Source organism: Lacrimispora xylanisolvens, assembly GCF_002934545.1.
Classification (GTDB): Bacteria; Bacillota; Clostridia; order Lachnospirales; family Lachnospiraceae; genus Lacrimispora; species Lacrimispora xylanisolvens.
In genome coordinates this window covers 1-9,346 of record NZ_PTJA01000025.1, presented here as the reverse complement: position 1 = coordinate 9,346, position 9,346 = coordinate 1, and the positions used below count along the sequence as shown (strand labels likewise).

15 protein-coding genes are annotated in these 9,346 nt (G+C 38.4%); 2 read left to right on the top strand and 13 right to left on the bottom strand.

Going from position 1 to position 9,346, the window contains the following annotated elements:
- Window positions 1–187 precede the first annotated feature (187 nt).
- The 7 genes from BXY41_RS26465 to BXY41_RS26440 all read right to left on the bottom strand — a co-directional run bounded on the left by BXY41_RS26465 (window position 188) and on the right by BXY41_RS26440 (window position 2,404).
- Window positions 188–448, bottom strand: coding sequence for a hypothetical protein (locus BXY41_RS26465; protein WP_104439878.1), 261 nt, complete (start codon window positions 446–448; stop codon window positions 188–190).
- Between the two features lie 13 nt (window positions 449–461).
- Window positions 462–584: a hypothetical protein gene (locus tag BXY41_RS27370; protein WP_278321370.1), complete on the bottom strand. Its 123-nt coding sequence runs from the start codon at window positions 582–584 to the stop codon at window positions 462–464.
- Window positions 577–768, bottom strand: coding sequence for a hypothetical protein (locus BXY41_RS26460; protein ID WP_104439877.1), 192 nt, complete (start codon window positions 766–768; stop codon window positions 577–579). Before BXY41_RS26460 ends, BXY41_RS27370 begins: the two co-directional genes overlap by 8 nt.
- Complete coding sequence (locus tag BXY41_RS26455) at window positions 768–1,136, bottom strand: hypothetical protein (protein ID WP_104439876.1); 369 nt, start codon at window positions 1,134–1,136, stop codon at window positions 768–770. Before BXY41_RS26455 ends, BXY41_RS26460 begins: the two co-directional genes overlap by 1 nt.
- A gap of 406 nt (window positions 1,137–1,542) precedes the next feature.
- On the bottom strand, window positions 1,543–1,764 hold the full coding sequence (locus BXY41_RS26450) for a hypothetical protein (protein WP_104439875.1): 222 nt from the start codon (window positions 1,762–1,764) through the stop codon (window positions 1,543–1,545).
- Between the two features lie 77 nt (window positions 1,765–1,841).
- Complete coding sequence (locus BXY41_RS26445) at window positions 1,842–2,117, bottom strand: hypothetical protein (protein WP_104439874.1); 276 nt, start codon at window positions 2,115–2,117, stop codon at window positions 1,842–1,844.
- Window positions 2,114–2,404, bottom strand: a complete 291-nt coding sequence (locus BXY41_RS26440; RefSeq protein ID WP_104439873.1) for a hypothetical protein — start codon at window positions 2,402–2,404, stop codon at window positions 2,114–2,116. Before BXY41_RS26440 ends, BXY41_RS26445 begins: the two co-directional genes overlap by 4 nt.
- 290 nt (window positions 2,405–2,694) lie before the next feature.
- Here BXY41_RS26440 and BXY41_RS26435 point away from each other — a divergent pair, with 290 nt between their 5' ends.
- Window positions 2,695–3,051, top strand: a complete 357-nt coding sequence (locus BXY41_RS26435; protein WP_104439872.1) for a helix-turn-helix domain-containing protein — start codon at window positions 2,695–2,697, stop codon at window positions 3,049–3,051.
- 132 nt (window positions 3,052–3,183) lie between these two features.
- On the opposite strand, the gene BXY41_RS26430 is transcribed toward BXY41_RS26435, so the two are convergent.
- The gene (locus BXY41_RS26430; RefSeq protein WP_104439871.1) at window positions 3,184–3,513 is read right to left on the bottom strand and encodes a hypothetical protein; all 330 of its coding nucleotides are present in this window, start codon (window positions 3,511–3,513) and stop codon (window positions 3,184–3,186) included.
- 194 nt (window positions 3,514–3,707) lie between these two features.
- Here BXY41_RS26430 and BXY41_RS26425 point away from each other — a divergent pair, with 194 nt between their 5' ends.
- Window positions 3,708–3,920 carry a helix-turn-helix transcriptional regulator gene (locus BXY41_RS26425; protein ID WP_104439870.1) on the top strand — a complete coding sequence of 71 codons (213 nt, stop codon included), beginning with the start codon at window positions 3,708–3,710 and terminating at the stop codon, window positions 3,918–3,920.
- A gap of 891 nt (window positions 3,921–4,811) precedes the next feature.
- Here the strand turns inward: BXY41_RS26425 and BXY41_RS26420 are convergent.
- From BXY41_RS26420 to BXY41_RS26400, 5 genes are all read right to left on the bottom strand, one after another.
- Window positions 4,812–5,237, bottom strand: coding sequence for a hypothetical protein (locus BXY41_RS26420; protein ID WP_104439869.1), 426 nt, complete (start codon window positions 5,235–5,237; stop codon window positions 4,812–4,814).
- Window positions 5,238–5,444: 207 nt separating this feature from the next.
- A complete protein-coding gene (locus tag BXY41_RS26415; RefSeq protein WP_170072617.1) occupies window positions 5,445–6,410 on the bottom strand; it encodes a tyrosine-type recombinase/integrase in 966 nt (321 codons plus the stop codon).
- Window positions 6,403–8,019: a hypothetical protein gene (locus tag BXY41_RS26410; protein ID WP_104439867.1), complete on the bottom strand. Its 1,617-nt coding sequence runs from the start codon at window positions 8,017–8,019 to the stop codon at window positions 6,403–6,405. The genes BXY41_RS26415 and BXY41_RS26410 overlap by 8 nt, the downstream gene beginning before the upstream one ends.
- 205 nt (window positions 8,020–8,224) lie before the next feature.
- Window positions 8,225–8,857 (bottom strand): zonular occludens toxin domain-containing protein, encoded by a 633-nt coding sequence (locus BXY41_RS26405; protein ID WP_104439866.1) that lies wholly within the window; start codon window positions 8,855–8,857, stop codon window positions 8,225–8,227.
- Between the two features lie 78 nt (window positions 8,858–8,935).
- Entirely contained in the window at window positions 8,936–9,172 is a 237-nt protein-coding gene (locus BXY41_RS26400; protein ID WP_104439865.1) for a hypothetical protein, read from the bottom strand.
- Window positions 9,173–9,346: the final 174 nt, after the last annotated feature.

The window sequence follows — 9,346 nt, the reverse complement described above, 5'->3', positions numbered from 1 at the left end:
AAACAGCAAGGCACAAACAGAATCCCCTTTTTATCATAGACATAAAAGCTCCTTTCTAAGTATCTCAAATTTTCCTTCAGGAGATCCGGAGCAGCCGCGATCGGAAAAGGAAGTGAGATACAATAAAAATATGTACAAAAAAGGAAGGGCAGGGCTTGCCCTTCCTGATCTGCCGCGACATTGGTCTTTATTTTGCGATCTGCCGGAAAAATTTAATTCCAAATCTGGTCGCCATTACCGCACCCACAACAACTAAAGCAATGGGGAGTGCAACCGCAATCGTAGCTAGCATGTCATTTTTCACACCAGTAAAAGCAGTTGTCATGATTCCGGTGATATCAACATCACCTTCCGCAGCATAAGCTGGGACGGCAGTAGCCATTGATACTGCAACCGGGAGAGCGACAAGTCCAATCCTGCGTGCATTTTCCTGAATTTTGTTAGTCATAAAATATCCTCCTTTAAGATTTTATCATTAACCCCAGTAGGGAGCTAATTACATAGAAAATCAGTTCGACAATCAGTTTTAATATGATACCGATACAAATACCACCGGAACATACCGCTATGTATGTTTCAATCATGCCAGGGCCTCCTGCTTATCAGACAAACACCGATCAGAACACCTAAGAACAACAAAAGAACAATTGCAAAATCTTGGTCAGGGTAAACTGCGGAAGAGGCCTCTTCTTCATCTTCAAGGGTATATGCTTCCGCTTGATCAACCTCCAAATCAAAATCAGCTTCCGATAATGTAAGAAGAATCATCAGCTCACCTTCTTGTCAGGCTTTTGATCCGGTTCCTGACTTGTATTGAATTGGCTGTCAGGAACCGGAGTAATCTGTACATCGGAAATATAGTCAAGATCAATGATCTTAAGGACTGGTTTTCCATCACTACCAATTGACATACTAAATTCTGCATCATAGAGAGCGGGAGCCCTTTTGATTTTTCCCATTACCTGAAATTCACAAGAGGACTTAGCCGGGCGGGTTCCTTTGGTACCGTTTACATTGTCTTCGGCGACCAAATCCGTGTTAAAGTAATAATTGACAGATGTTCCCTGAACACGTTTTCCTGAATCGTCGGTCATATCGTACTGACCAGCATAAAGTAAAATAATCTGCATTTTCATAAAAATATACCTTCCTTTCGTCTTAGACAGCCTTAAAAGGCGATCCGCAATTAATATGACATATTGATATACTACAAGTTTAAAATCCGGGAGAGTAACCGGGCCAAAGCCTGATAATTAGGTATTGTCCGAGCAATTTGGGCCCCCCGGCGATGCCCCCAAATTGCCAAGCTGCCGTACCGGATACCCGATACAGAGCCAGGCGGGGCGGTAATCAAGGAAAAAAGGTGAATTGCATCAACCTGGCGGGAGTTGAAGCAATGGCTGGCGTAAGCTGTTGTAAGCTCCCAGCGCAAAGGCTGCGCCTGCGCCGGGAGCCTGGCCTGGCGGCTAGGGGGAGGTGTGTCGCCTGGTCATTAGTTTGGGCCAGGTTTAAACCAAAGCCCGGCCCGGGTTTCATTCTAATTCAAATTGTATTGTTTAAGACTCTTAGAATACTTTCCTTTGCCAATATGATACCATCCGTTCCATAGAATGTATGGAAATGAATATCATCGACAATATTATCAATTACAAGGTTATGTAGAACATAGTGCTTGATAAATCCCTTTAATATCATTTCATCATTTAAATTCCCATGGGCTAAATCGAATAGCCAGAACTTCATTTCCTCCGAGTACCGTTCCAATAATAAATCCCCCCTTTCTGTGTATCTCACTTACCGCAGCTGCAGCCTGGTTAATGAAGCAGTTTTGAGATACAGATTTAAATGATATGGTGACTTCGGATATAAGTTATGTCAAAGGATAATGATCTTAATTCAGATGCTAATTCATCTAACCGTTTCGCAGTATCCTTAAGATACTTCTCCCGTTGGGAAATCTGCTTGTTAAGCCGATCAAGTGTTTCATTTCTTTCTGGTTCGGTATCTCTGGCATCCCGGATAATATTTACAAACTTTTGGTTGAAGCCTTCCCCGGAATAACTGTTGATGTAATCATAAATTTCTTCCGGAACCCTTACACTTTTAGCAACACTCATGCTGACACCTCCCGAAGCATTCCATGATCCATCAAGTACTGAATGCTGAAATGTTTAATCAGGTAATCGGTGCCTTCTGATTCGTTTCGGAAACAGATGATTGTGTCACCCAAAACGGGTGTAACAGTAACATGGATATAGTCGCCAGTAACTGGATGCTGATATGACATCCAGTAGCGGAAACTATGATGACTAAAATCACATTTGTGTAACTGCGGAAGATCGGTGTTGACTGCACACATAAGTGCGTACATCTTTGATTTGTTTAGATTGAGCTTATAACTCATTTGACCTCCTATCCGCGGCTGGTATAAGAGCCTACCGCAAACATATCATTAATAAGTTACTATGTTTACAGGAGCGGCCAAAAATGTTAGAATAAGACTGCGACGTTTTATTTTAAATTTTTGGTGCTCCTGTATTGGAGCTCCATATTAGACATCTGTGAAGATGATAATATGGCCGTTTCAGTGAGGGGTGAAAAGGTATCACGCCTTACGTTTTTTATTATAGTCTACAAATGAAAACTTGTCAATAATAAAAGACTACTAATGAAAACTTTTTAGAGGGATATTATATGCTGAATGCAAACGAAATTGGAAATAGAATAAGGCTTAAAATAAAAGAATCTGGGTTAAAACAAAAAGATATAGTAGAATCCTCTGGCATTTCAAAAGCTGCCCTTAGTAATTACATAAGCGGCAACAGAGTACCAGATACGGAAGCAATATATAAAATTAGTAAAGAATTAGGTACAAGTATTGAATGGATATTAACAGGAGAGTATACAAATGAAAACTTTAGCGAAGATGAAAGGCGTATAATACAAGCCTATAAGAATGCTAATTCCGGCATTAAAGAAGCAACAAGAAAGCTTTTGGATATAAATGAACCATGTTCGACGGGGAAATCATCAGATTCAAAGATTGGATAAAACATAAATAAAGAAATTGTATCTCAACTCAATTCCTGATCGGGGCTGCTCCGAGCAACCAGGTAGGAAAATTGAGATACAGAAGAAGGGGAGCTCCTAAAAAACAGAGCCCCCCTCTCTTTTAATAAATTGTCAATAGCCATAAATATCACCAGCTAATATAAAACCAGCACGAAAACCCATTTCATAGCTTAAATCTTGGCTTTCTTCGCTATTCATAATAACATCTACAAATATTTCTTCCGTTTTAATTTTACTTTCTTTTTTATCTTCTAAAACGCCTTCATTAGCATACAATATTTTTTTTCTAATAGTTTCTAAACATTGATAGAGATTTTCTGAATTTTTTTTACTTCGTTCTTCTGGCGTGCCTTCTTCAAAATCTTTATTAGACATACCATTCAAAAAAAAGCTACAAACCTGTTGAAGATTAAGTCGGCTTTGATAATTTTCATCATACATTTTTATTGCCTCCTATAAATTAAAATGTGTTTTTAAATTAAACTTAAATATTGCAAAATTAAACATATATATTTATATATTACACTTCAAAGAAAAAATGTCAATACATAATGTTAAAATTAGTGTTTAAATTTGCAATCATTTTGTTGTATTTATAAAAATTTGTATTTATAATTGTGATGGAGGTGATAAAAATGAGAATGGCAACAAAAATAAAAATGATTCTTGCAGCAAGAGATATGACGATCGGCGATCTGGCCGAAAGATTAGAAACAACACCACAAAATATAACAGCCAAAATAAATAGAGATAATTTATCAGAAAATGACTTACATCAAATTGCAGAAGCTTGTAATGCAACTTATGAGGGATTTTTTACTTTGAATGATAGTAATAAACAGATTTGATCGTATAATAAATGGTAGTTCCCTTTTATGGAAAAATTTGTAGACGAAACATGAAAAAAGAAATATAATGTAAATGCTGTCGCTACTCTAAACCCGGCAGGGGAAGGAGGTGCGAAATGGAAAGCATTTTAAACTTTTTTGTTTCGGTCATGGCAAAAGTAGCAGGATACTACATATGCAAATGGTTAGACCGAAACCGCAAAGACAGCTAGCCTAAAAAGAAACCCCAGAGACTGCCATCTCTGGGGTTTCGCTTTGTGCAAAATGGAACATTTTAAACTTTTTTGGATACCTTTATAATACACTAATATAGTGTATATGTCAACTGCTGGACAAAATATGCATCTCAAAATCTCTGCAGCTGCCAGGATCCAAAGTGTAAATTGAGATACAGTGAAAATAAGAAAGCCCAAGGTATTACCCTGGACTTCCCTAGCTGTTTTTCCCCATTCCTGTACAACAGAAAGGATATTAACATTCTATACTTAGATAAATCACATGTCAATTGTATTGCACCTCAAATCCCGCTCTGATCGTTGGCAGCAGCTCTTAAAACGAGATACAAAAGCCCTAAATTCCTCTTAATCTATTTGTCCAGGGTTCGAGTCCCTGAAGGCGCACTAAAAAAGTACTGGTTTTGCAGACGGAGAGCTGCGGGGTCGGTGCTTTTCCTTTGTGCGGAAACACGAGGGAGAATCTATTTGTCTTAGAGGAAGTATCTAAGACTGCAAAAAGTACTATCTTTGATGACTACGAAGAGCCTTGAAGACAGTACTTTTTTTGTGGAAATTATAAACTGCTAAATCTCAGTTTACCTGATTTGTTGCAATAAAAAACTACCAGCTCAATACTGATAGTTAGTAGGTCATAATCACATTATTAAATTCAAATTTATTTTTGTGTCAACATCACATATTGAGCGACCATAACATAATTCTTCAAGTCATCTTCATCTAATCCACGATATACAAATAAATCATCATAAATTGGTATTGCTTTATTTATATCCTGACTTTCAATATGAAATTCTCCACTTGAATAATCAATTCCTACAAGGACATCTCCAACACAATAACTTTTGACATGTGGGACCATTCCATTTGGTAATTTAACACGAGAGTGTTCATTTTCCATTATATTAAGTTCGACCACTTGCTTGAATGTTTGAGAACTTATTATTTGATGGTGATAATTGTTTCGAAAATATTCATCAATTTCATTACCTGTTTTTCTATTTGGTTGTATTGAAGGTGCGTAATCTCTGTAAATCTGTATCCATTCTTCAATCATTTCCTTTGTTACATCTGTAGTAATCATAAATGTTCTCCTATATAGATTCCCCGTATACTTTATATAATAATACAACAAACCCTTTTAACTATCAATATTGAGTTTTCAATGTACAATAATACGTCAAATACTAATTTGATTTATTTCAAATTTACAGTTCATTAGAAAGTGTATCTCAATCAAGTTTCCGGCCAGAGTAGCTCCGGCCGATCGGGAAGGTTGATTGAGATACTTTTATTTTATTTGACGAAAGAAAATAGCATCTAATTTATACACATCTGCATCCATCATGCGGTACTGGTTCGCCATTTTTACATAATCCCTGGTAGTAGTGTAATCACTATGACCGAGCATATCACGAAGAAATTCCAGGTTTCCACCGCCGACCAGATAGGAGACAGCAAACGTATGTCTTAATAAATGCGGATGCAGCCTTTCAACACCTGTCCATTTCCTTATTCTGAAAAAGAGCTGCTTTAATACATTATAGTTGATAGCTTCCGAGCCTTTTGTTTTAAGAATCAATGCATCCATCGGTTTAATCTCTCGATAATCCAAATAACTGCGTAAGTATATTCGTAAATTCCAGGCCAGGGGAACAATACGGGATTTGTGATTCTTTGAATCTTCTATTAATATGTAATCTTTGTCAAAGCAGATATCTTTTACCTTTAAACCAATCACTTCCTCACTTCTTAGACCGCCATCAAGCATAAGATGGATAATACATAAATTCCTAAGTCCCATTTCAGTTGAGTTTAAGAATACCTGATCGAGTGCCTGAACCTCATGACTATATAAAGGAAGCTGTATCCGGGAATCGTTGGTTGGAAGTCGGGGCCTTTTAAATGTAACCTCACAGTCCAGATCATCACGTATGTAGTTGAAGAACACCTTAACAGCCCTGGTATAAATTCTGATGGTGGAATTTTTCAGATTTCCTTTTTTTTCGTCCCCGATCTTAAACGGATGCTTTTCATATTTGGGCTTAAATCTAAGATGTTTTATATAGCTTTGTACGATATCAGGAGCCAGGCTATCAACCGGAATTTTGTCAATCGGATTTTTAAACTCTGATTCCAAAAATTCAAAGAAAAAGCTTAAGTTCTGCTCATAATATTTACAGGTACTATTATCACAATAAGATTCTTTTAACCCCATAAACTTTTCAAATGCCTTTTTAACTGTTATCTTATTCATTCGTAAAATCTCCTTGAAATTCATTTTTGCTCATGCTATTATGACTATAGACTTCACCAGTTGTTTTATCTATGATCGTGAGCTCAGACCTTGCAGTATATGTAAGGTTGCCCGGCAGTTCATCGGAGTTGAGCTGCTGGGCCTTTTTCGTTTTATACCGTAAAGCCTTCTCAACATCATTATCATTTAACGTACAAAGTGCATCTACAACATCTTGCATGATATCATCTTCATTCATACCCTTATTATAAAATCCTAACGTTACAATACTATTGATCGCCCGCCGTTTCACCAGATCAGCATTCAGATGGCGGCTATATTCCCGTACCAGCTTAAGCTGCTTCGGAGGAACATGTACATCTACCAGTTTACAGCTGCGCAGAGACTTCCAGAATCCGCACATTTCACGGCGGGATTTATTCACATCCCCTTCCGGTTCTACCATACGAAATACAAAGTTTGTCAGATAATCCATAATCAGTTTCCGATTGTCTAGGTAATCATAAATCCTTTTAGCAGTTAACTTTGACTTGTTATCTCGAAGCGGAAGCAGTACATAAGATTTTGAATGGCGGCGGCGTGTCTGATACTCCACATTCATAATCAGGTTTACTTTTGGTGTAAGACCGTCAACAAATTTCTGTAAGGTATCTTCCTCCATGGTCTGCTCCCCAGACAAGAGCCTGCGGCAGACTGACTTTGCACGTTCATCGGAACCATGTTCCAGGTAGAAGGAAGCACGGGCCATATTAAGATACTGCCAGCTTCGACGCTTATAGCATTCTTCATAAACGTGCAGATCATAGCGGTTAATCAGACCATTGAACAACCAGAAGTAAAAAAACCAGCCTTTATAACCCATTTCAACAACTTCTTTGCTTTTCATGTAGATTCGAACAAAGACTTTATCCGTTCTCTTTCCCAGGGCAACATAATCAATCTCATAATCCTGACTACCTTTCTTTTCTGTATGGGTGACAGCATCGTTAAACCGATCTACACGCATTTTGTAAAAGTTCTCCAAAGAAAAGAAACGTTCCGGATTACTTAAGTAGTTGCTGTGCCAGCAGTAATCAATTCGGTTTTCCTGGGCATAGGCGATCTGTAAGCCGAAGTGATCGGCTAATGCCTGGACATATTCATAAGACCGTTCAAATGACTCATTGACCCCGTACATCCAAAGCATATAGCTTCTAATCTGTACCACCAGTTCACAGGTAACTGATACTGATGAATCGGAGGATTTTGGAACGATAGGAGCTATAAAAATACCAAACCATTCAGGATATTCCAAAAAGACGTTATACATCTTTGCAAAGCTATATGGTTTTAGGTTCAGGAAGAATCCGGAACCGAACTCAAGGCGAAGGAAGTCAACGTTTACATTCTTGGAGAGCTTCCGATTCACATCGTCAAAGTATTTTCGGAACTCCATGACTTTCATATCCAAAGAATCGGCGGTGAAGTCATTTATAAATTTCACTGAATAATAAAACGTATCAATGTTATGTAGAAATTTCTTTTGCTTAAAATCAAACCAATAATTTCTGTCATGTTCATTCATTTCATTAAAAATATATGATTTTGATAATTCTCTAGTTTGTATCATTTTACACCTCACTTTAGCGGGATAAAGTTCTTCGGGAGAAGGGCCTTTCCCGAAAATTTAAAATCACCTTTCAGCCCTTGTATTTCCTAGAAATAATTCGAATTTTCCATGTATTTCCAGACCACGGTTTACAGGCACGTGGTAAGGGGGTTTTTGGTGTTGGCGAGGGCGCCCGGCGCGTTCAGGGGCCCCGGCTGCGCCACCCCTATCCGCCCTGGGTGCCCTCGTCAAACAACTTGTATGAATCGTACATACGATAGTACTTCTTGCGTCCGTAAAAAAATGAAGTGCCGCATTTTTCCTTGACCCCGTACCAATATTCAACAGAAATAAAAAGGGGATGACCAAGAGAAAAGAGCCCCAGGAAGAAACCCACCATACCGAAATTGTTGATCTTACGGTGACGGTATTCATATTCGATAAGGCTGCGTATTTGACGGTCAACCAGGCGGTCAACCAGGCTGATTAATATGATATGGTATCCATATTTCCGGTGCTGGGTAAAAAAGTTAGCCCATTGTTGGCGGCTCCGGTCATTCCAGGAGCGGCAGTTGAAAATAAGCTGGCATTCATCTATAACAAGCCAGGTCTGACCCTCAATAATCTTTCCCCTCTTGTCCCGACGATGACATAAACGGGAAAAGTCCAGGAGCCAGTCAACCGTTAGATCAAAATTATCCTTGTAAAAGAAATAGCCTTTTTTCTTGGCTTTTATCAGATCGTAATTGATATCAAAATTTGCTATCACATTCTTTCCGTGATTCAGCTGAAAGTAAATGTCCTTTGCAACATGATAGGACTTTCCAGAGCCGGGAGTACCAGAATAAAAATAAATCATAAACAAACCCTCCTTGTATCTCATTTTTGTTCCTGGCCGAGCCTGATCGGAGCCAGCCGGTGATTTATTTGAGATACATCATTCAATCATTTTTACCCAACGAAGGGCAAGCTGCACCAGGTAAAACAGACCAACCGCCGTAACCCAAAGCTGGGTAACTGCGATAATCTGCGCCACAGGAATAAAATAATTTAAGTACCCTAAGAAGGGAATCTTATCAAGCTGACTTAAAAATGATTGAAACGGACTGTTAGGAAGAAATACAACGCAGGCATTGGCAAGCTTTATTAAGATGTACCGGATTTGTTCTAACATAAAATCACCCCTTTACTAGATTTCTGGTAATGACGATCAGACAGATACAGTAACCAATCAGCGTTGTTATTCGAACCAGCATGACCATAGGTTTCCAATCATCAGTAGACAAGTCGATTACAATGGTTTCATGAATATTCAGGCTTTCTATTGTAAATGGCAGCTCCCACCGGG